The sequence below is a fragment of the Actinoplanes sp. SE50/110 genome (assembly GCF_900119315.1).
Lineage (GTDB): Bacteria > Actinomycetota > Actinomycetes > Mycobacteriales > Micromonosporaceae > Actinoplanes.
Genome location: NZ_LT827010.1, coordinates 1,677,380 through 1,698,307, shown reverse-complemented (window position 1 = coordinate 1,698,307; position 20,928 = coordinate 1,677,380). Strand labels below are relative to the sequence as shown.

The 20,928-nt window shown below is 74.2% G+C and carries 17 protein-coding genes; 9 read left to right on the top strand and 8 right to left on the bottom strand.

Annotated elements, in window-relative coordinates; all coding sequences use genetic code 11:
* The first annotated feature begins 6 nt into the window (after nucleotides 1-6).
* The 4 genes from ACSP50_RS07610 to ACSP50_RS07595 all read left to right on the top strand — a co-directional run bounded on the left by ACSP50_RS07610 (nucleotide 7) and on the right by ACSP50_RS07595 (nucleotide 5,947).
* On the top strand, nucleotides 7-1,665 hold the full coding sequence (locus ACSP50_RS07610; RefSeq protein WP_014688574.1) for a right-handed parallel beta-helix repeat-containing protein: 1,659 nt from the start codon (nucleotides 7-9) through the stop codon (nucleotides 1,663-1,665).
* A 75-nt stretch (nucleotides 1,666-1,740) separates the two neighbouring features.
* The gene (locus ACSP50_RS07605; RefSeq protein ID WP_080127751.1) at nucleotides 1,741-3,207 is read left to right on the top strand and encodes a type VII secretion protein EccE; all 1,467 of its coding nucleotides are present in this window, start codon (nucleotides 1,741-1,743) and stop codon (nucleotides 3,205-3,207) included.
* 560 nt (nucleotides 3,208-3,767) lie between these two features.
* Nucleotides 3,768-4,712: a hypothetical protein gene (locus ACSP50_RS07600; RefSeq protein ID WP_014688572.1), complete on the top strand. Its 945-nt coding sequence runs from the start codon at nucleotides 3,768-3,770 to the stop codon at nucleotides 4,710-4,712.
* 182 nt (nucleotides 4,713-4,894) lie between these two features.
* Entirely contained in the window at nucleotides 4,895-5,947 is a 1,053-nt protein-coding gene (locus tag ACSP50_RS07595) for a serine/threonine protein phosphatase (RefSeq protein WP_043511008.1), read from the top strand.
* Between the two features lie 130 nt (nucleotides 5,948-6,077).
* On the opposite strand, the gene ACSP50_RS07590 is transcribed toward ACSP50_RS07595, so the two are convergent.
* Nucleotides 6,078-10,037, bottom strand: a complete 3,960-nt coding sequence (locus tag ACSP50_RS07590) for a type VII secretion protein EccC (protein ID WP_014688570.1) — start codon at nucleotides 10,035-10,037, stop codon at nucleotides 6,078-6,080.
* 169 nt (nucleotides 10,038-10,206) lie between these two features.
* On the opposite strand from ACSP50_RS07590, the gene eccD reads away from it, so the two are divergent.
* Nucleotides 10,207-11,610 carry a type VII secretion integral membrane protein EccD gene (gene eccD, locus ACSP50_RS07585; protein WP_014688569.1) on the top strand — a complete coding sequence of 468 codons (1,404 nt, stop codon included), beginning with the start codon at nucleotides 10,207-10,209 and terminating at the stop codon, nucleotides 11,608-11,610.
* Between the two features lie 7 nt (nucleotides 11,611-11,617).
* The gene (eccB, locus tag ACSP50_RS07580; RefSeq protein ID WP_014688568.1) at nucleotides 11,618-12,976 is read left to right on the top strand and encodes a type VII secretion protein EccB; all 1,359 of its coding nucleotides are present in this window, start codon (nucleotides 11,618-11,620) and stop codon (nucleotides 12,974-12,976) included.
* Between the two features lie 41 nt (nucleotides 12,977-13,017).
* Here the strand turns inward: eccB and ACSP50_RS07575 are convergent, their stop codons facing one another.
* Both ACSP50_RS07575 and ACSP50_RS07570 read right to left on the bottom strand, forming a co-directional pair.
* The gene (locus tag ACSP50_RS07575) at nucleotides 13,018-14,238 is read right to left on the bottom strand and encodes a S8 family serine peptidase (protein WP_014688567.1); all 1,221 of its coding nucleotides are present in this window, start codon (nucleotides 14,236-14,238) and stop codon (nucleotides 13,018-13,020) included.
* A complete protein-coding gene (locus ACSP50_RS07570; protein WP_043511004.1) occupies nucleotides 14,238-14,741 on the bottom strand; it encodes a hypothetical protein in 504 nt (167 codons plus the stop codon). Before ACSP50_RS07570 ends, ACSP50_RS07575 begins: the two co-directional genes overlap by 1 nt.
* Nucleotides 14,742-14,815: 74 nt before the next feature.
* Between ACSP50_RS07570 and ACSP50_RS07565 the strand changes: the two genes are divergently transcribed.
* Nucleotides 14,816-15,607 carry a hypothetical protein gene (locus ACSP50_RS07565; protein ID WP_014688565.1) on the top strand — a complete coding sequence of 264 codons (792 nt, stop codon included), beginning with the start codon at nucleotides 14,816-14,818 and terminating at the stop codon, nucleotides 15,605-15,607.
* Here the strand turns inward: ACSP50_RS07565 and ACSP50_RS07560 are convergent.
* From ACSP50_RS07560 to ACSP50_RS07545, 4 genes are read right to left on the bottom strand one after another with little or no spacing between them, the layout of a single operon-like run.
* Complete coding sequence (locus ACSP50_RS07560; RefSeq protein WP_014688564.1) at nucleotides 15,591-16,430, bottom strand: SseB family protein; 840 nt, start codon at nucleotides 16,428-16,430, stop codon at nucleotides 15,591-15,593. The two genes, ACSP50_RS07565 and ACSP50_RS07560, sit on opposite strands and share 17 nt — an antisense overlap.
* The gene (locus ACSP50_RS07555; protein ID WP_014688563.1) at nucleotides 16,427-17,398 is read right to left on the bottom strand and encodes an SMI1/KNR4 family protein; all 972 of its coding nucleotides are present in this window, start codon (nucleotides 17,396-17,398) and stop codon (nucleotides 16,427-16,429) included. Before ACSP50_RS07555 ends, ACSP50_RS07560 begins: the two co-directional genes overlap by 4 nt.
* Nucleotides 17,395-18,429: a hypothetical protein gene (locus ACSP50_RS07550; protein WP_014688562.1), complete on the bottom strand. Its 1,035-nt coding sequence runs from the start codon at nucleotides 18,427-18,429 to the stop codon at nucleotides 17,395-17,397. Before ACSP50_RS07550 ends, ACSP50_RS07555 begins: the two co-directional genes overlap by 4 nt.
* On the bottom strand, nucleotides 18,426-19,190 hold the full coding sequence (locus ACSP50_RS07545) for a hypothetical protein (RefSeq protein ID WP_014688561.1): 765 nt from the start codon (nucleotides 19,188-19,190) through the stop codon (nucleotides 18,426-18,428). The genes ACSP50_RS07550 and ACSP50_RS07545 overlap by 4 nt, the downstream gene beginning before the upstream one ends.
* Before the next feature lie 36 nt (nucleotides 19,191-19,226).
* On the opposite strand from ACSP50_RS07545, the gene ACSP50_RS07540 reads away from it, so the two are divergent.
* Together ACSP50_RS07540 and ACSP50_RS07535 are read left to right on the top strand one after the other, a co-directional pair.
* On the top strand, nucleotides 19,227-19,586 hold the full coding sequence (locus tag ACSP50_RS07540; protein ID WP_014688560.1) for a hypothetical protein: 360 nt from the start codon (nucleotides 19,227-19,229) through the stop codon (nucleotides 19,584-19,586).
* 11 nt (nucleotides 19,587-19,597) lie between these two features.
* Complete coding sequence (locus ACSP50_RS07535) at nucleotides 19,598-19,930, top strand: hypothetical protein (protein WP_014688559.1); 333 nt, start codon at nucleotides 19,598-19,600, stop codon at nucleotides 19,928-19,930.
* On the opposite strand, the gene ACSP50_RS07530 is transcribed toward ACSP50_RS07535, so the two are convergent.
* Nucleotides 19,919-20,923 carry a hypothetical protein gene (locus ACSP50_RS07530; RefSeq protein ID WP_014688558.1) on the bottom strand — a complete coding sequence of 335 codons (1,005 nt, stop codon included), beginning with the start codon at nucleotides 20,921-20,923 and terminating at the stop codon, nucleotides 19,919-19,921. The genes ACSP50_RS07535 and ACSP50_RS07530 overlap by 12 nt on opposite strands.
* Nucleotides 20,924-20,928: the final 5 nt, after the last annotated feature.

The following is a 20,928-nucleotide window of genomic DNA, read 5'->3' as shown; positions in this document are numbered from 1 at the left end:
CACCTCGTGGCCAGCACCCTCGCGGTCCCCGGCACCTATCCGACGATCCGTGACGCGCTCGAGGTGGCACCGGACGGCGCGGTGATCACCATCGGTCCCGGGACGTACCGGGAGCGGATCGAGCTGACCGGGCGGCGGCTCACCCTGCGCGGCTCCGGCGAGGAGGGCACGGTCGTCGTCGACGCCGCCGCGCTGGAGGGGCCGGCCCTGGCCGTGCTCAGTGGCGAGGTGACCGTCGAGGGGCTGGACCTGACCTCGGGGGACTATCCGGCGATCGCCGTCACGGCCGCGCGGGTCGTCGTCCGGAAATGTCGCCTCCGTTCGGGTTATGCCGCCGGCCTGCAGGCCACCGACATGGCCACGGTGGAGGCCAGTGAGGTCCGCGTACTGAAGGGCCAGAACGGGCTGGTCTTCTCGGACGCCGGCGGCACGGTCGAGTCCTGCGAGGTCCGCGGGGTCAACGACGACGGCATCATCGTGCGGCTGGGCGCCGACCCGGTGATCCGCAACACCACGGTCGCCGAGTGCGGCTATCGCGGGGTGTACGTCTATCAGTCCGGCCGTCCGGTGATCGAGCGCTGTGACATCTCCGGCACCGGCGACGCCGGCATCGTGATCGCCAACAGCAGCGCCCCGGCGATCCGGGAGACCTGGGTGCACCAGACCGCCGGCTCCGGGATCGTGGTCGGCGCCGGCTGCTCCGCGGTGGTCGAGCAGTGCCGGGTCGAGGGCACCGCCGAGCCGAAGGTCGCGGTCGACCCGCGCGCCCAGGCCACCGTCACCCTCTCCGAGGGCGGTCCGGCGCCGCGGGCCGGGATCACCGAGGCCGGCGCCGGGCAGGACGCCGCCGAGGTCGACCGGCTGCTCGGCGAGCTCGACGCGATGATCGGCCTGGCCGGGGTGAAGAACGAGGTCCGCGCCCTGATCGACGAGATCCAGGTGAACGAGTGGCGGCGCAGCGCCGGGCTGTCGGTCGGCGCGGCCAGCCACCACCTGATCTTCACCGGCGCCCCGGGCACCGGCAAGACGACGGTGGCCCGCATCTACGGTCAGTTGCTCAAGGCGCTCGGTGTGCTGCCCAACGGGCGGTTCCGCGAGGTGTCCCGGCGCGACCTGGTCGGGCAGTACATCGGGCACACCGCGGAGAAGACCACCTCGGTGTTCGAGGAGGCGATGGGCGGCGTGCTGTTCATCGACGAGGCGTACACCCTGTCCCGGGCCGGCGGGGCCAGCGCCGACTTCGGCCAGGAGGCGATCGACACCCTGGTCAAGCTGATGGAGGACCACCGTGACCAGGTGGCCGTGATCGTCGCCGGGTACACCCGGGAGATGCTCGATTTCCTGGACGCGAACTCCGGTCTGGCGTCCCGCTTCGCCAAGACGCTGGAGTTCGAGAACTACGGGCCGGACGAGCTGGTGATGATCGCCACCCGGATCGCGCAGAACGACGACTACACGTTCGCGCCCGGGCTCAGCGAGGCGCTGCACGAGCACTTCTCACAGATCGAGCGGGACCGGAACTTCGGTAACGCCCGCGAGGCCCGCAAGCTGCTGGAGGGGATGCGCAAGGCGCAGTCCGGCCGGCTGCGGTCGCTGGGCCGGATGCCCAGCCGGGACGACCTGACCACGCTGGTGCTCGACGATCTGCTGACGGCGATCCGCTGAGGACTCGCCGGGCCGCTTCCTGTCGGGGGTGGCACATAGAATGGGCTCGCTACGGGGACGGCGGGGAGGTGTGCGGTGAATCCAGGTGACGGCTACTCCGGGCAGGCGTATGGCGCCGCTCTGCCGCCGCCGCCCGCGAGCGCTCCGCCGCCCACGCCGGGCGCCGCGGCGCCGCCGCCCGCGGTGACCGCGCCCCCGCAGGCCCACGCCACCGCCGCGGCCACCCCGCTGCGCCGGGCCGGCACCCAGGCGCGCGGCAGCGTCCCGGGGCCCACCTCGGGGGTCCCGTCCGGGCCGCCGACCGGCGCGGCGCACCGCCCGGCGCCGCCCGCCCCGTCGGCCGCGTCCGACGCCGCCGACGCCGGGGTGCGGGCCATCCCGCGCCGCGGGCAGGTCGGGCCGCTGAGCCTCACCCAGATCGTGGTCGCCGAGGTGGCCGTGCTGGCCACCATCGCGGCGGCCCTGCAGGGGCCGATCCCGGCGCTGGTCACCGGCGTCGCCGGGCTGATCCTGATCATCGTCTTCTTCGCCCGGCAGCAGGGCCGCTGGTGGCTGGAGCACCGGCAGATCGCCCGCCACCACGCCCGCCGGCGGGCCGCCGCTCCGGAGACCGGGGCCGGGCCGGTGCTGGCCGCGCTGCGCACCATCGCCCCCGGCCTCGCCGTGCGGGACATGACCGCGCAGGACGGCGCCCGCGCCGGGGTGGCCAAGGACGAGGCCGGCTGGTTCAGCGTGGTGGCTCTCACCCCGGCCGCGCCGGTCCACCACGACGCCGCGCCGATCCCGCTGGACGCGCTGGTCAGCGTCCTCGCCGCGACCGAGCAGCCGGGCGTGGTGCTGGAGCTGGTCACGCACACCGTGCCGGCGCCCAGCCCCGACGTGCACGCGTCCTCGCCGGCCGTCTCGTCGTATCGCCAGCTCGTCGAGTCGCTCAGTCCGGAGCCGGTCCCGGCTCACCGGGAGTCCACGATCAGCGTCCGGGTCGACGCCCGGGTGCTGGCCGAGGCGCTGCACGACCACACCGCCGATCTGGAGACCGCCGCCGCCCTGGTCGCCGGCCTCGGCCGCAAGGTGGCCACCAGCCTGCGCCGGATCGGGATCGCCTGCCGGGTGCTCGACGCCGACGAGCTGCTGGCCGCGCTGGCCCGCTCGTGCGACGTCGAGGCCGGTTCGCTGGCCGAGGGCGCACAGGTCGACGAGGACTGGACACACTGGAGCTCGGCCCGCCTGATCCACCGGACGTACTGGGTGAAGACCTGGCCCACCTCGGCCGGCGAGATCGGCTCCCTGTTCGCCTGGGCGGCCACCGCCCCGGCCGCGCAGACCAGCGTCGCCCTGGTGCTGAACGCCGCGGCCGACGGTGAGGACGTCGCCGTCCGCGCCTTCATCCGGCTGGCCACCCGGCCCGACGCCGACCTCGGCGCCCTCGACCGCGTCCTGCTGGAGGGCGTCAAACGCGTCGGCGCCGAGCTGCAACCCCTGGACGGCGAGCACGGCCCGGCCGCCTACGCCACGGCCCCGACGGGAGGCGGAGCGGGATGACCGACCCGAACCGGGACGGCTCCTGGCGTCCCTATCCCCCACAGACTCCGGACCAGCCCGCCGCCGACGCCGATGCGCCGGACGCCGCGGGGCGTGAGCAGCAGTTGCCACCGCCACCCGCGATCTTCCCGCCGGGTTCGGTGGCCCGTGCGCAGGTGCGTCCGCCGCAGGGTCAGCTGCCGCCACCGCCGGCGCACCTCCCGCAGGCGCCGACGGGTCCGGGGCAGGGCCAGTATCAGCAGGGTCCCTACTCTCCGGGGTCGTATTCGCCGGGCGGGGCGCAGCCCGGCTTCGGTCCGCATCCGGCGGGGGCAGCAGCCCCGTCCGGGCAGTTCGCGCCCGGCCAGGCGGCGCCGGCACCCCTCGCACCCGGCCAAGCGGCGCCGGCACCACTCGCACCCGGCCAGCCCGCGCCGGCACCACTCGCACCCGGCCAGCCCGCGCCGGCATCACTCGCACCCGGCCAGCCCGCGCCGGCACCACTCGCACCCGGCCAGCCCGCGCCGGCATCACTCGCACCCGGCCAGCCCGCGCCGGCACCACTCGCACCGGGTCAAGCCGTGCCGGCACAGGGACTGTTCGCGCCGGGGCAGGCGTTTCCGACATCCGGGCTGCAGGGAACGTCCGGGTCGCAGGGCCTGCAGCAGGGTGCGGGTGATGCGAGCGGGCGGCGGCTCGCCGCGCCGCAGCTGACGTCGGCGCCCCTGGCCGGCCCACAGGGCCGGCTGCCGGCCGCGGCGCAGGCGGCGCAGACGTGGGAGAACGACTCTCCGCCGGACGATTCCCCGGACGAGGACGACGACGCCCGTACCGGCCCCTCCGGGAAGACGTCACCGCTGCACATCGGCTGGCACGCGATCTCCCGTAAGACGCTGCGCCGGGTCACCGTGGCCCCGTCCGCGGGCGCCGGCCTGGTGCTCGGCCGCGACCGGCAGCACGCCCCGGTCCCCCTGCACCTGTTCGCCCCCGAACCGGTCCGCATCGCCCTGGTCGGCGGCGTCTGGGCCGCCCAGCTCCTGATCTTCCGAGCCTTCGCCCTGGGCGCCCGGGTCGTCGTCGTCACCACCGAGCCCCGCGCCTGGGCCGGCTTCGGCGAACGCGCCACCGGTCAGTACAACCGGCTCACCGTCCACAGCAGCGACCAGGGCGTCGCCCTGGCCGGCAGCGCCCAGATGCCCACGCTGGCCGTCTACGACCTGGGCATGTCCGGCCCGGCCACCACCCCACCGTTGGGCCCGTGGCGCACCCAGCTGACCATCCTGCGCCAGCTGGACCGCCCCGGCCTGGCCGCCCTCCAGGATGCCCAGCTCACCCTCCTGCAGCGCCTGGGCGGTGACGAGGCCGCCATGGCCGCCTCAGCCCTGAAGTTGCGCCCGCACAGCAGCCAGTTCCTCCAGTTCATGGCCGACGACATGCTGGCCCTGATCGGTGCGGGCACCGACCGCTACCTGTTCCTGTCCCAGACCCCGACCGAACAACAGTTCGTCGGCCTCCCCCGCCGCTGACCTGAGCCGCTCGGCCCCGGCCGAGGTGACGGCCTCCACCGGCCGCACCAGACGCCTCATCCCGCACCCACGGACCGGCATCGCGATCCGGGCAGCCGGCCCACGGGATCACGGGATCACGGGATCACGGGATCACGGCCTGAGGGTGGGCGCCGGCGAATGGCCGGTGGCATGATGCCGAGGTGCTCCATGAGCGGCGTTCCCGCCATCACCGCGTCGCGGCCGCACTGGCCGGCCGCTCCGACGGTGAACTGGCGGCGTGGCTGCAGACCGCATCGCCCATGGGCGTGGGCGTGGGTGGCGACGCTTCGAGCATCCACGTCGACGGCGTGCCCGTCTTCGTGAAGCGGATCCCGATCACCCATCGGGAGCTGGCTCATCCCTACAGCACGGCAAACCTGTTCGACCTGCCGGCCCGGTGGCAGTACGGCATGTACCGCCTGGCCGGTCCGGGTTTCGGAGCGTGGCGGGAGCTGGCCGCTAACCAGATCGTCACCGAGGGGGTTCTCGCGGGCGAAACGCCGTCGTTCGCACTGCTGCACCACTGGCGGGTGCTGCCCGGCCGCCCGCCGACCGCGGCGGAGCACCTCGACGTCGATGCCGTCGTCGCCCAGTTCGGTGGCCACCGGGCCGTTCGCGCACGGTTTGAGGCGCTGGCGAGCGCCACCGCGAGCCTCGTGCTGTTTCTCGAGCATCTCCCCGACGCACTGCCCGGCTGGCTGAGCGACCCGGTGGGGAGAGCCGCGACGGTGGAACGGCAACTGTTCGAGATGGTGGCGTTCCTGCGTAGCCACGAGGTGCTGCACCTGGACGGACACTTCGGCAACATCCGAGCCGACGAGGACCGGCTCTACCTCGTCGACTTCGGGCTCGCCACCTCACCGCGCTTCGACCTGTCGGGCACCGAGCGCGACTTCGCGGCCGACAATGCCGGTCACGACGCCGACTACGCTTCCATGCGGCTGGTGAACTGGCTGATCACCGCGACGTGCTCGGTGCCGGCCGGCGGCGGTCCGGTCGCCCGCAACCGCCTGGTACGCCGGTGCGCAACCGGCGACATTCCACCCGAGGTGCCGGCGCCCGTAGCGGAGATCATCGCCAGACACGCCCCCGCCGCCGCCCGGATGAACGAGTTCTGCCGGCGCCTGTTCGACGGCGACCTCCGCGCCGCATATCCCGGCCATGCGGATGCGATCCGGACACCTCCGGATGACGCGACGCCGGTGACGGCGTAGGCCACCCGTCCACTGCGGACGATCGACCACCCGGTCCCGAGACGAACCTCATCACCCCGTGAGCGACCCGGGCGGCCCCGCGGCTACCGGGACGGTAGGGCGCCGGGCGTCCGGGCCGACGGGCAACGGGTCAGTGGGCCGGCGGCGTCCAGGCGAGCTGGACCAGCCGGGCGCCGTGCTTGCGGGTGATCATCCAGGCCCGGCCCGGGGGCAGGAACTGAGGTTTGATCGTGCCGAAGAGCGGGCCCTCGTCGCGCGGGCCGGACATCATGATGCCGGGGGAGGCGAGTTCGCGGATGCGGCCGATCACCGGGTCGAACATGGCGCGGGCGGCGCCGCCGATGCGGCGGGTGATGACCAGGTGCAGGCCGATGTCGCGGGCCTGCGGGAGGAATTCCAGCAGCGGCAGCAATGGATTCTGTGCGGCGGCGGCGACCAGGTCGTAGTCGTCGACCAGAACGTACAGCTGGGGGCCCTTCCACCAGCTGCGGTTGGCGAGCATCTCGGGGGTGACGTCCGGGCCGGGGAGGCGTTCCCGCATGGCGACCACCACCTGGTTGATCAGGTCGGCGGTGACCTGGTGGGAGGTGCCGTAGCCGATGGTGTTCTCGGCCGGGATGATGCCGAGCAGGCTGCGGCGCAGGTCGACGGTGAGGATGCGGGCCTCGGACGGGCTGTTGCCGGCCACGATCGACTTGGCGAGGCTGCGCAGGAACGAGCTCTTGCCGCTCTCGATGTCGCCGAAGAGCAGGGCGTGCGGTTCGGCGTCGAAGTCGAGCCAGACGGGTTCCAGGTCGGATTCGGCGATGCCGATCGGGACGACCGGGCCGCGGGCCGCGGGCAGCGCCTCGAACGCAAGCTCGGCCGGCAGCAGCCGGACCCGCGGCGCGGGTGGGCCGGACCAGTGCTCGGTGGCGTGCTTGACCATCTCGGCGACGGCCTCGGCGAGGTCGTCGGCGCGCTGCTCGCGGTCGATGCGGGGCAGGGCGGCGAGGAAGTGGTGCCCGTCCGGGGTGAGGCCGTGGCCGGGTGACTTGTCCGGGACGTTGACCGCCTCCCGGCGGTTGATCAGCGAGTCGCCGGGCTCGCCGAGCCGCAGTTCGATGCGGGTGCCGAAGACGTCGCGGATCTGCGGGCGCACGTCCATCCAGCGGCTGGTCGCGCCGATCACGTGGATGCCGAAGCCGAGGCCCCGGTTGGCCAGCTCGTTGACGGTGGGCTCGAGGTCCTCGAATTCGGTGCGCAGCGTGGACCAGCCGTCGATGACCAGGAAGACGTCGCCGAACGGGTCCTCCGCGTACCGGCCCTGGGCTTTGACCCGCCGGTACGCCGCCATGCCCTCGACGTTGCGCTGGGCGAAGAAGTCCTCCCGGCCGCGCATCAGCAGGTGCACCTCGGCGATGGTGCGCCGGACCCGGTCCGAGTCACGGCGGCCGGCGACCCCGCCGACGTGCGGCAGGTCAGCGAGCGCGGTGAGCGGGCCACCACCGAAGTCGAGGCAGTAGAACTGCACCTCACGGGGGGTGTGGGTGAGCGACAGGCTGGTGATCAGCGTACGCAGGAAATTGGATTTGCCGGATTGTGCGCCGCCGACGACGAGCAGGTTGCCGGCCGCGCCGGACAGGTCCAGCCACATCGGATCCCGGCGCTGGTCGAACGGCTTGTCGATGATGCCGGTGAGGGCGTGCAGCGCGCCGAACCGCTCGGCCGCGTCGACCTGCAGGCCGCGGTCCGGCATCGAGATCACCGGCGGCAGCATCTGGCCGAGGGTGGGCGCCTTGTCCAGCGGGGGCAGCCACACCTCGTGCGCCGGGGTGCCGCGCCCCTCCATCTGCCGGGCCAGCACGTCCATCAGGGTGTCACCCTGAACCTTCTCCTCGACCTCCTGGCCGGCCGGCTCGGCGGCGCGGGGCTGCTCCTCCTGCAGGGGCATCGCGTAGTAGGTGGTGAACTCGCGGATCGGGCTGCCGGCCCGGGTGCCGCCGGCGGCGACGGCGCCCTCGCGGCGGACCGCCCCGGACACGTAGGCCGCCTTGAGCCGGATCAGGCCGTCGGTGCCGGCCCGCAGATAGCCGTGGCCCGGGTGGGACGGCAGCTCGTAGGCGTCCGGCACACCGAGGACGGCGCGGCTCTCCATGGAGGAGAAGGTGCGCAGACCGATCCGGTACGACAGGTGGGTCTCCAGGCCGCGCAACCGGCCCTCGTCCAGCCGCTGCGAGGCGAGCAGCAGGTGGATGCCGAGCGACCGGCCGACGCGTCCGATCTGGACGAACATGTCGATAAAGTCGGGCCGGTCGGCGAGCAGCTCGGAGAACTCGTCGACGATCAGCACCAGACTGGGCAGCGGCGCCAGCGGCACGCCGGCCGCCCGGGCCCGCTCGTAGTCGCGCTGCGAGGCGTAGTTGCCGGTCTTGCGCAGCAGCTCCTGCCGGCGGGTCAGCTCACCCTGGATGGCGCCGAGCATCCGGTCGACCAGGGGCTGCTCGTCCTTCAGGTTCGTGATCATCGCGGCGGTGTGCGGGAGCCGGTCGAGCGAGGCGAAGGTCGCGCCGCCCTTGTAGTCGACCAGCACGAAGTTGAGGATCTCCGGGTCGTGGGTCAGCGCCAGCGCCACCACCAGGGTGCGCAGCAGCTCCGACTTGCCCGAGCCGGTGGCGCCGATCAGCAGGCCGTGCGGGCCCATGCCGTCCTGGGCGGACTCCTTGAGGTCGATCTCGATCGGCCGGCCGTCCAGGCCGATGCCGATCGGCACCCGCAGCCGGTCCCGGTTGGGCCGGTTGGCCCAGAGGTCGGCCAGCTCGAGTTGATACGGGTCGTCGACCTCGAGCAACTCGGCCAGCCCCATGTCCTGGGAGATGGCCGGCTGGTCACCGGAGGCGGCGGCGGACAGTCGCAGCGGGGCCAGCTCGCGGGCCAGCACCTCGATCTCGGGGAGCCCGAGCGTGTCGGCCCGGCCCACCTGGGTCGAGCCGTCCATGGTGACGCCGGTGATGGTGCCGTCCGCGGCGATCTCCAGGATCACCGAGCTGTCGTCGAGCAGCCGGGGCGGCGGCCCGGACAGGTCGAGGATGGTGACGCCGGCCACGCCGCCCTCGGTCATCAGGTGGTCGGAGCCGGCCGTCGAGCCACCGTCGATGATCACGACGACGTGCGGGCCGGGCGGCGGCGGGCCGGTCAGCTCGAACCGGGACCGGCTGGCCAGCACGTCGTCGAGCGAGGCTTCGAGCGCCGGCACGCTGGGCGAGACCAGCCGGACCGAGCCGGCCGCGTCGATCTTGTCCGGGTGCTGGCCGTGCGGCAGCCATTTCACCCACTCCCAACGGGGCCGCTGGTGGTCCGGCACGCAGACGCCGATGCGCAGGTCGTCGGGGGCGTGGAAGGTGACCAGCTGGGCGGTCAGCGCCCGGCAGAAGCCGAGCACCGCCTCCTCGGCGCCGCGCAGGTAGATGTGGGAGAAGTCGCGCAGGGCGACGGAGACCGGAAGGTCCGGGACGACGGAGTACGTGTTGACGAATTTCCGCAGCGCCATGGCGCACAGCGGCTCCAGTTCGTCGACCGGCCGGGTCTGCGGCGGAACCAGGCGGGTCGCCACCTCCTGGGCGCCGACCGCGATCCGCACCACGGTGAAGTCGGCGTCGTTGCGCCGCCGCTCCCAGAGCCGGCCGCTGTCCGCGAACGTCCACAGCGTGGCCGGGTCGGGATTGCGGTAGTAATACGCCTCGCGCTGCTGGCGGATCGTGGCGCGCAGCTGGGCGCGCAACTGGGAGAGGTGCCGCAGATACTGCCGGCGAGACTCGATCATCTCGCGCTTGCCGGGGCCGGAGGTGTTGGTGGCCATCATCGCGATCATGCCGAGGATGGACACTCCGTACATCGCGCCGGCGACGTAGGTCAGCGGGCCGCCCCGCTGGGCGCTCATCATCAGCCCCATCCCGGCCGCGCCGGCGCCCATCGGCAGGACCATCAGCATCCTCGTCCAGCCCTTGCCGCCGGGCGGCGGAATCTCCGGCGGTGGGTCGAGCAGCACCTCGCCGGAGGGCATCACCGGCGCGGGCCGGCGCGGGGGGCGCTTGACGATGGTGACGGTCACGCTTGGCTCTCCCCGAGTACGGCGAATCTCCCCTGCACGGGTCGGTGTCGCCGCTCATCCTAGCTCCCGGGGCCGGCGACCCCGGCCCCGCAGCCATTCGCCGGGGCGAATCCGGCCCGGCCCGGCCTGCTAGTTTGGTGGCACAGAAGGCACAGCTGGAGGTGACCGCGTGACCGCACCGGGTGGGCCGAGTCTGGCCCGGGTGACGATCGCCGCGCCGACCCGGCGGATGGATGTCGCTCTGCCCGACAACATGCTGGTGGGAGAGCTGCTACCGCACCTGCTGCGGCACGCCGAGGGCGCGTTGGGCGAGCCGGCCGAGCGGCACGGCGGCTGGGTGCTGCGCCGCGCCACCGGCGCCGCGCTGGAGCCGCAGCGCAACCTGGCCGCCCAGGGCGTGCGCGACGGCGAGCTGCTGCATCTGAAACCGGCCCGGGAGGACTGGCCCGAGCTGGCCTACGACGACGTGGTCGAGGTGATCGCCAGCGGGGCGCGCCGGGCCGGGCGGTCCTGGGGTGCCGCCGCGACCCGCCGGGCCGGTCTGGCGGTCTTCGCGGCCGCCCTGCTGATCGGCCTGTTCGGGCTGGCCGCCGGCGGCCCGGCCCGGCCGACCGCGGCGATCGTCGCGCTGGTCGTGGCGGTCGCGCTGGCCGTGGTCGGCATCCTGCTGTCCCGGGCGTTCGCCGACGCGGGCGCGGGCGCCGTGGTCGCCGCGAGCGGCCTGCCCTACGCGTTCCTCGGCGGGGCCTGGCTGATCGCCGACTCGGGCGCCCGCTTCCTCGGCGTCGGCGCGCCGGCCCTGCTGCTCGGCTCGGCGGTGCTGCTGGTGCTCAGCGTGCTGGGGCACACCGGGGTGGCCGGGTTGCCGCGGCTGTTCGTGGGCGGCATCGCGGTCGCCCTGACCGGTCTGCTGGCCGCGCTGCTCACCCTGGCCGGGGTGTCCGCGGCCGGTGCCGCCGCGGTGGCGCTGACCGCCGCGATCGGCCTGCTCCCCGGCTATCCGGTGCTGGCCAGCTGGATCGGCCGGCTGCCGTTCCCGGAGCTGCCCAGCCGGGCCGAGGAGATCCTCAAGGACAAGCCGATGCCGCGCCGGGCGGACGTGTTCGCCGCGGTGGTCCGGGCCGACGAGGTGCTCACCGGTTTCCTGCTGGCGACCGCGTTCAGCAGCATCGTGGCGATCGTCTACCTGGCCTGGTCGCACCCGGGCACACCGGCGGTGCTGCTGATCGTGGCCGCGGTCACCGCGCTGCTGCTGCGGTCCCGGCTGCTGGCGACGCCGCGGCAGCGCGGCCCGCTGCTGGTGGCCGGGGTGGCCGGACTGGCCGTGCTGGGCGTCGGCGCGGTGGTCACCGGCGCGGTCCCGGGCCTGCTGGTGCTGGCCGGCGCGGTGCTGGCCGGCGCGGTGGCGCTGCCGGCCGCGGTGGTCTACAGCCAGCGGCAGCCGTCGCCCTATCTGGGCCGGGCCGCCGACCTGCTCGACGTGATCGCGATCATGGCGCTGATCCCGCTGGCCTGCGCGGTGATGGGCGTCTTCGACGACATCCGCGGCCTGCTCTCGTCGATCGGCGGGTGAGGCGCGGATGGCCTCGCGTCGCGATCAGCTCCAGTCGTACCAGTTCCTGAACCAGCGGGTGATCTCCGCGTTCGTGATGCGGGAGACCGATCCGGCCCAGTCGCCGCTGCGGCGGGGTATCGGCGCGCTCTTCGGCGGCCTGATGATCGCCGTCCTGATCGCGGCCGGTTTCGGCATCTACGGCATCCTGACCAAGGTCGGCGGCGACCAGTGGCGCACCGAGGGCTCGGTGGTGGTCGAGAAGGAGTCCGGCGCGAGCTTCGTGTTCCTGCACGACCGGCTCAACCCGGCGCTCAACTTCACCTCCGCCAAGCTGGCCGCCGGCAAGCCGAACCCGCAGGTCTACCGGGTCGCCGCGAAGGCGCTGACCGGGGTGCCGCGCGGGGTCACCATCGGCATTCCGGGCGCGCCGGCCTCACTGCCGGCCGCCGATCAGCAGTCCGGTCTGCCGTGGGCGATGTGCCTGGTGCCGGGCGAGAACCCGGCGGCCACCCTGCTGGTCGGCACCGCCGGGCCGGCCGGCGCCGACCTGGGCGACAAGGGGCTGCTGGTCACCGATGGGGCGGGCAACGTCCAACTGATCTCGCACGGGTGGAAGCACCGGATCCAGGACGCGCAGACCAACCTGCCGGCGCTGTTCGGCGCGGTCGACCCGATGCGGGTCAGCACCGCCTGGCTGAACTCTCTCCCGGCCGGCGCCGACATCGCCGCGATCCCGGTGCAGAACCGGGGCGTCCCGTCGCGCCGGGTGACCGGTCTGAACAACGGTCAGGTGCTCGCCACCGAGGTGGGCGTCAACGGCACCCAGTTCTACCTGGTGCTGGACAACGGCGTGCTGCCGATCACCGCCCTGCAGAAGGCGGTGCTGAACGCCGCTTTCCCGGCCGAGCCGAAGAATGTGCCGGTCACCGTGGTCACCGGCGCCCCGCAGCTCAAGCCGGCCGGCAACGCCGACGCGCAACCCCCGGCCGACCCGCCCAAACTGGCCACCGTGGCGGCCGGCACGACCGCATGCGCGGTCACCCGGTCCGCGGCCAAGGCGCCGTCGATCGTGGTGGGCGGCTCACCGGCCGGGCTCTCCGCGGCGGTGCCGACCACCGGCGCGGCCGGCGGGCGGGCGCTGGCCGACCAGGTCGGCGTCCCGGCCGGGCATTTCGCGCTGGTGCACGTGCCCGGTTCGGGCGGCTACCAGGTGATCACCGACCTGGGGGTGCGGCACGCGGTGCCGGACGCGGACGCGCTGGCCCGGCTCGGTTACACCGCCGCGTCGGCCACCGAGGTGCCGACCGCCCTGGTCACCAGCATCCCGGCCGGCGTCACGCTGGACCCGGTCGCCGCCCTGAAACCGGTCACCGGCACCGACTGACGATCCGGGGACCACCGACCGGAAAGGACAAGCGGCACCGATCAGCGGTCCGGCTGGTCCAGCAGCATGACCGGTGGCCCCGGCTCGATCGGCTCGGCATAGGACGGCGGTGGCGGGGCGAGCGCCGGGCGCCAGTGCTGCCGCCGGCTGCGCCGGATCGCCGCGGTCACCATCAGCACCGCCAGGACCGCGACACCGGCGATGGTCGCCCCGGTGAAGGCCGCCGCCCGCCGCCGGTTCTCCACCCCGCTGCGGCCGGCCGCCGCCGGGCTCAGGGCGGGCAGGGCACGGGGCCGCCGGTCGCTGACCCGTCCGGTGACGGCCGCGGACGGGTTCACCACGCCGGCCCCGAACGCGTCGCCGGTCACCGTGGGGCTGGCCGACGCGGTCAGCTGCCGGGTCACCTCGGCCACCGGCAGCCGCCCGAAACGCGCGCGCACCAGCGCCGCGGTGGCGCCCACGTAGCCGGCCGCGAGTGCCGTCCCGTCGGCCTCGACCAACCCGGCGGACGCCCCGTCACCACCCTGCAGCGTGGGCACCGCCACCCCGGGGGCGACCAGATCGACGTACGGTCCATGCTGGGATTTCGGGAAGATCGCGCCGTTCTGATCGATCGCGCCGACCCCGATCACGCCGGGGTAGGTCGCCGGGAACGGCGTCGGGTTCGCGTCCTGTGCCGCGCCGAGGTCACCGGCCGCCGCGATCACCGGCACGTCCGCGGCCACCGCCGCGGCCACCGCGTCGCGCAGCGCCGCACTGTCCTGATAGGCCGGCTCGGCGACCACGATCACGTCGGCGCCGGCCTGGACCGCGAAGCTGATCCCACGAGACAGGGCGGCGGGTTGCACCGTGCCGTCGTCGCCGGTGACCCGGACCGGCAGGATGGTCGCCTTGCCGGCCAGTCCCAGCACCGGGCTGCCGTCCGCCCGGTCGGCGGCGATCACGCCGGCCACCTGGGTGCCGATCCCGGTGCAGTCGGTGTCCGCCGCGCCCTGGTTGCGCACCGCGTCGCGGCCGGCCAGGACGCGCCCGGCGAGTTGCCGCTGGCCGGCCCGCACCCCGGTGGAGAGCACCGCGACCACGACTCCGCCGCCCCGGCTGAACGAGGTGGCCGAGTCGATCGACAGCATGGTGCGCGGCCAGGCCGTCGAACCGGTCAGCCGGGCCGGACGGGCACAGTCCGCGGCCATCGCGGCGGCCGGGGTGACGACGACCGCGATCAGGAGGAGGAACACGGCCGGCAGCCCCCGCAGCAGGGCCATCAGCGGGCCGCCAGGGCGGCGCGGCGGGCGAGCAGGTCGGCGCGGCGGAAGCGTTCCGGCGACCGGGCCCGCGCCGCCCGGCCGGCGTCACTCCAGAACGCCTCGGCCGGCACCTCGGCGGCGTCCGCCGGCAGGAACCGGAGGGCCTCGTCGAGGCAGGCCACCGCGATCAGCAGGGAGCCGGGGTCGTCGTCGATCTCGGCGGCCAGGCTGAGCATGTCGGCGAGGTCCACCCACTCGCCGGCGTCGAACAGCTGGGACGGCTCGCTGCCGAACGTCACGTACTCCCCGGCCCGGGGCGGTGTCGGCCGGTCCGGCAGAGCGAAGACGAACTCCCGGTCGCGGCCGCAGCCCCCGCACCGGCCGTGATACCGGCGGGCCAGCACGCCGGACCGGTCGACCAGCGCCTCGGCCCAGGTGACGTCGACGCTGCCGCAGTCGGGACAGCCGTGCAGGTCCATGTAGAGGTGGGCTTCGTCGCGAGTCCTGGCAACCGGTAGCACCCGCCGATGATATGCCGGTCGATCCCGGTTCGGCGCTACCCTGTGATGCCCGGCCCTTCTCCCCCGGGAGCCCGATGAAGAAGCGGATCATTTCGTACGCCGTCGCCGCGTTGCTCACCGCCGTGGTCGTCGCCGACCTGCTCAGCGGTGGCCGGCTGGTCCGGCTGCCACAGCGCGCCGACGCGGCCCGGGAGCAGGCCGCGCAGATCGGCGCGCGGCTGCGGGCGGCCGGCACGGCGAAGGTGACCTTCGAGGCGTCGATGAATCCGGGCGGATCCTGGGCCGGCACCAGCACGGTGCGGTTCGGCGACACCCCGGTGTGGGACACGGCGTACACCCGCGCGACGGCCGGAAGCCGCCGCATCCCGCTGCGAAGGCTGCATCTCCAGCGCCGGGACTTCTACTCCTCCCCGGCGCTGACCACGGCCGACGCCCGGCCCTGGATCCCGCCGGACAGAATCGGGTTCGGCCGGCTGTCCTCGCCGGGCAACAACATCAGCGACCTCACCACCTGGCTGCCGTTCCTGACCGGGGCGGGTGAGCAGGTCGCGCCGCACGAATACGAGTTCCGCTGCGACGGGACGTCCGCCGGGTGCCCGCCGCCGCTGCATTCCGACCTGGACAGCTACTTCAACGCGGTCCCGGACGGCCCGGTGATGCGGGCCCGGCTGGACGACGAGGGCCGGCTGGTCCGTCTGCAGGTGACCGCGGTGCTCGACAACATACGCGGTGACGGGTCGCGCGGCATCCTGGTCCCGAGCGATGTCACGGCGACCTTCACACTCGCCGACTTCGGCACGCCGGTGCAGGTGGTGGCACCGGCCGAGGCCGACATCACGACGACGTTCGTCAGTCTTCCGGGGTGAAGGCGAGCAGGGCCAGCACCTGGTCCTCGGGCAGCTGGAACGCGGAGTCGCTCTCCGGGTCGACCGAGAGCCCGTGCCCCTCGGGCCACAGCGCCAGGGCGAACGCCAGCGACACCTCGACACGCTCCGGCGGCTCGTGCGGGTGCCGCCGGTCGAATGCCTCCGGGCTGGTGAACACCTCGATCATCTGGTCGTAGCCGGGCAGCCAGGGGAACCCGTCGCCCAGGATCTCCTCCGGCTCGGCCGGGCGGCTGACCGGGATCAGCACGTTCGCGTCGAGCAGCCGGTCGAGGTAGCCGTACACGTCGCCGACCTCCAACGCCGCCCGCAGCGCCGCCCGGTCGTCGTCCGGATACTCGGCCGGGTCGCGACGGCGGTGCCGCGCCTCGGCGTCGGCGATCGCCTCCCGCTCGGCCGACTCGGCCAGCTCACCCAGGGTCGGCACCCGGATGTCGCCGAGCGCGGCCTGCATCAGGGTCTCGATCGAGAGGTACGCGTCGATCGGCGTACCCGGGTTGATCGCGAGCCGCCAGTCCGGGTCCGGCCACTTGCGGCTGAGCTCGGCGAAGTTGGTCACCGTGTAGCCGTCGACGGCGTGCCCGACCTGCGCGGCGAGCGCCCGCACCGAGGTGAACACCGGCAGCATCACCTGGCCGAGCGCGTGGATGGTGAGGAAGCGCTGCGGGCCGTCCCCGCTCATCCGCGGCAGGTACAGGTCGGAGGACGCGACCACCTGGAAGAACGTCTGCCGGTCGTCCTGGATCGCGGCACCCAGCAGGGTCTCCTCGACCCCGTTGCCGGGCTCCCAGGCCGGGGCGGTCACGGCGCGACCCACCGATGCGTCGCGGGGAGCAGAGCACCCAGACCGTCCGGCGCGGCGAGCTCGGCACTCGCGGCCGCGGCCCGCGCCAGATCCGACAACTCGGCCGGTACGGGTCGTAACGCCAGCCAGAACGCCCCGAAGTCGCCGGCGAGACGATGCATCAGCCGCTCGCAGCGGTCGGCCGCGGTGAAGTGGTCCCGGTCCCGCCAGTCGTCGTCGTCCAGGTAGCCGACCGCGCCCACGTCCGCGCCCCGCACCCGGATCGCCAGCAGGCCGCCCTGCACGTGCCCGATGCCCAGCCAGTCCGGCGTGAGCCGGTCGGCGAACCAGGCGTTGAGATACCCCACGTCCTGCAGCCGGTCGTCCCGGAACCCGAACAGCGGCTGGTCCAGCACGAACCCGTGGCCCGGGAACACGCTGGGCCCGGCGGGGGCGGCACCGTTCGTCCGCAGCAGGAAGTCCCGGTAGTGGGCCGGAAGCGCCACCTTCAGGATCTCCTCGCCCACCGCCAGCGCCGCCTCGGTGAGCCGCTCGCCGACCAGCATCCGCGGCGGCTCGCCGGCACCCGCCGTCAGGCCGCGACCGGCGGCGCGCGGCCCGCCGACACTGACCCCGCCCAGGTGCCGGAAACCGGCGTGCAGCTCGGCCGGTACCAGCGCGAGGTGCCGGGTCTGCGCGACGTGCGCCCAGGTCCAGCCGACCGGCGTGCCGGCGGCCCCGGCCCAGAGCGGGTCACCGGCGGCCCGGGCGGCCAGGCCCGCGGTGCACACGTCGACCACCCGCGCCTCGTCGACGGTCAGGTCGGGGATCGCCGGCGGCAACGCGACCAGCAGCCGGGCGTACGGCGTCCAGTCCGGGAAACCCCACGGGTCCACCGGGACGCCGAGGCGGTAGCGCACCCGCAGCATCGGGCTGGCCGGGTGCGCGGCCCGGAAAGCGTAGCGGGCGCCGGCGATCCGTCCGGTCACGGCCGCCACTCCCGGATGTCGCCGAGGTCCGGATCCACCCCGGCGGCCGCCCGGGCCGCGCGGACCATCTCCCACGCCTGGCCGGCCGGCGGCATCCGATCGGCCGGGAACTCGTACACGTCGTCGTCCGGTGACCACGCCGGGAGGCCCGTCTCGGCGAGCCACACGGCGCGCACCGCGGCCGCCTCGGCGAGCCGGCCGTCCCGCTGCCCCGGATCGGTCGCGAACTCGCGCTGGATCGTGCTGACCAGCGAGTCGTACGCGGCCAGCGCGGACTGCGTCGCATGCGTCGAGTATCCGGTGGCCACGTCGAGTCCGGTGGCGGCCCGCTCGGCCCGCTGAAGCTCGAGGCGTTGCGCCGGGGTGGCCCGGCGGTCGGTGAGGTCGCTCAGACCGTGCCGGGCCACCCACATGGCCCGCACCTCGGCCCGGAGCCGGACCACCTTCAGGTAGTCGGAGTCGGGCCCCCCGGCGAACTCCTCGTCGGTCATCGGCGGAATCCCGCCGTCCAGCAGCGCCCAGCGGGACCGCTGGTCGCTCAGCCAGCGACGCCGGAACCGCTCCGGTGCCGCGGCCCGCGCCTGCCGGCTCCACCCCGTCCACAGCGCCGACTCGGGCAGGTCCTCGTCGTCCTCCATGGTGGTCCAGAACTTCGCCGCCTCGTCCAGGGCCGCATCGGCCACGTCGAGCAGCGCCTGCACGGTCTTCTGCTGGTCACGCGGCAGCGCCCGGATCCCGGGAATGCTCTGCGGGACCCCGGACAGGTATCGCTCGGCGACCCACAGCCACTGCCCGGCGTCGATCAGCTCGGACGGAGCCTCGCGGTGGCTGAAGCCGGTGCTGTCCGGGCGGTCGCCGAAACGGAATCGGAACGACCGCTCCCGGCCGCAGCGCGGGCAGACGCCGAACCACCGCACGCAGTCCGCCTCGGCGACGACGGACGGGGTGAAGGCGGTCTCCCCGCACTCGCACGGGGTGAGGTCGAGGTACAGGTACGCCTCGGCGTAGGTCTGCGCCACCAGCACGGTCATCGCACGAACTCCCCGGTCGCCGGGTCCTGCCCGGCCGCCGCCCGCGCGGCCCGGACCAGTTCCCAGGCGGGCTCGGCCGGCGGCAACCGATCGGCCGGCATGTCGTACTCGTCGGCGTCCTCGTCCCACTCCGGGTAGCCCTGCCGGACACACCAGGCGGACCGCACCGCGGCCACCGCGGCGAGCCGACGGTCCCGCTCGGCCGGGTCGTCCTGGAATCGGGCGCGGATCTGGTACGGCAGCCGGTTGTATCCGCTGAGCGCGGTCCGGCCGGTGTCGGTGGGAAAGCCGGTGGCCGGATCCTTCTCGTAGCTGGGCGGCCCCGGCCACGGGCGCGGCTCCCAGACTCCGGAGGACCGGTTGTAGCTCTCCCAGAGCGGGGACAGTCCCTCGGCGCCGAGTTTCTCCGCTTCGTTGATGCAGGCCATCGCGGTGCGCATGCGCATCGGGTCGGCGGGCGGAGCCGCATACCGGGCGGCTGCCGCAACCCACTGATCGGCGTCGATCAGCTCCGAGGGCTCGGGACCGCCGAACCGTGGCCAGCCCGGCTCCTCGATCTCCGGCTCGGTGGACATCCGGTAGACGAACTCCCGGGGCCGGCCACAGTTGTCGCACGGACCGGCGAAGCGCACCTCGGCGAGGCCATCGGGCAGCAACGTCTTCTCGGGCTCGCGGGGGAAGCGCGACTCACCGCACACGCACGGATGCAGATCCATGTGCAGGTGCGCCTCATGCTCGCTACGGGCGCGTGGAACCGGCATGCGACCACCCTGCCACAGGCGTATAGGGTTTGACCCATGCGGGACCCCGACGACGACCGCGACCCGGCCCGGCACCTGCTGTCCCGGGTCCGCTACCGGCGGCTGCCGGACGGTACCCAGCAGCGCGTCCCGATCACCCTGGACCAGGCCGCCGCCGAGTTCGGCGAGCTGATCGACGCCGGCCGGCCGGCCGAGGTGCGCCTCGACCCGGACGAGGGCCGCGACGAGGTCGCGGCGTTCTCCCGGCAGCGGGCCAAGGTGATCGCCTCGCTGCTCGACGAGCTGTCCCGGCGGGTGCGTCCGGGGCTGGCCGTCGGCCCGATCCAGAGCGACGGCAAGCTCGCCGACCTGGCCGCCGAGTCCGCCGCGCACCTGCGCAGCGGCACCGGTTACTGAGAGGAGCCGGCATGACCCCGGACCCGGCCCGGCACTGGCTGAGCTACCCCGTCCACCGGGGTGATCCGGAGGGCTTCCGGCCGAAACCGCTCGATGAGTTCGCCGCCGACGCCCGCCCGGCCCTGGACGCGGGCGACGCCTTCGACCACCGCACCACCCGCGGCTCGCGGGACATCGTGTCGATCTCCGTGCAGCGTGCCGGGGTGATCGCCGCTCTGCTGGACGAGTTGGCGCTGCGGCTGCGCCCGGGCGTCGAGGCGGGGCCGATCCAGGCCGACGGCGAGCTCAGCCTGCTGGCCCGCGAGCTGGCCGACGACATGTACCGGTGGGCGTCACCCGAGTGAGCGGACCGCCGACCGGGCGGCCTCGACCATCTCCCACACCGCCGCGGCGGGCGGCAGATCGGTGTCCGGCGTCTGCCAGATGTCCCCGGCCCAGAGGGCGTCGCGCCATGGCCCGTCGCTGATCCGCAGACGGTCCAGCCACGCCTGGTACGCCGCCAGGGCGGTGCCGATCCGCAGGTCACGGGCCGGCACGTCGGCCGCCAGCGCGATCTCCAGATCGTCGATGAACTGCCGGAACGCGGCGAACCCGGCGGCGGCGCTGTCCCGGTCCAGGCCGGTCTCCGGGTCCAGACCGTCCATGCGGCGCAGCTCCCGGTCGATCTCCCGGTTCTGCTCCGCGGTGCCGGCGCCGATCACCGGATCGGCCAGGCCGTGCCGGGCGGCCCAGGCCTCGACCGCGCGGTTGCGGGCCAGCTGGCGGCGGACCTGCTCCGGGTCGCGCGGGGGCGGCGGGTCACCCGGAAGGGCGCGCAGCCGCCGCTCATATCCCAGTCGCCGGTCGATCAACCGCTGCCGGGTGAAGTCGTCCGGGTCCCGGCCGGCCGGGACGTCCCCCGGCGGCAGCCGGTCAGCGCCGTCCGGCAGGAACTTCGCCGCTTCGCGCACGGCCGCCACGGCCGCCATCAGCCAGGTCCGCGCGGTCGCCCGCGCTTCGCCGGTGAGATGTTCCGGATCGCGGGGTACGGCCTCGGCATACTGCTCCGCGGCCCATAGCCACTGCCCCGGGCCGAGGAGCCGGGAGGGGCGGGTGCCGTAGCCGTACACGATCTGCCGGGTGCTGGTGGAGTCCTCCGGTACGGCGGGCATCGCGAACACGAACTCGCGGTCGCGCCCGCAGGTCGGGCAGCGTCCCGCGTACCGCCGTCCGGGGTTGCCGTCCGGCAGCGTGACCGGCTCGCCGGCGGTGGCCAGCCGGCGATCCCCGCAGGCGCACGGGGTGAGGTCGATGAACAGGTGCGCTTCCTGGCGGGTCCGGGCCAACGGGTGGGTCATCGCCG

Coding starts and splice junctions, on each gene's coding strand:
- eccB (WP_014688568.1), top strand. CDS start 11,618: ATGGCCTCGCGTCGCGATCAGCTCCAGTCGTACCAGTTCCTGAACCAG.
- ACSP50_RS07575 (WP_014688567.1), bottom strand. CDS start 14,238: ATGGCCCTGCTGCGGGGGCTGCCGGCCGTGTTCCTCCTCCTGATCGCG.
- ACSP50_RS07565 (WP_014688565.1), top strand. CDS start 14,816: ATGAAGAAGCGGATCATTTCGTACGCCGTCGCCGCGTTGCTCACCGCC.
- ACSP50_RS07550 (WP_014688562.1), bottom strand. CDS start 18,429: ATGACCGTGCTGGTGGCGCAGACCTACGCCGAGGCGTACCTGTACCTC.
- ACSP50_RS07545 (WP_014688561.1), bottom strand. CDS start 19,190: ATGCCGGTTCCACGCGCCCGTAGCGAGCATGAGGCGCACCTGCACATG.
- ACSP50_RS07540 (WP_014688560.1), top strand. CDS start 19,227: ATGCGGGACCCCGACGACGACCGCGACCCGGCCCGGCACCTGCTGTCC.
- ACSP50_RS07535 (WP_014688559.1), top strand. CDS start 19,598: ATGACCCCGGACCCGGCCCGGCACTGGCTGAGCTACCCCGTCCACCGG.
- ACSP50_RS07530 (WP_014688558.1), bottom strand. CDS start 20,923: ATGACCCACCCGTTGGCCCGGACCCGCCAGGAAGCGCACCTGTTCATC.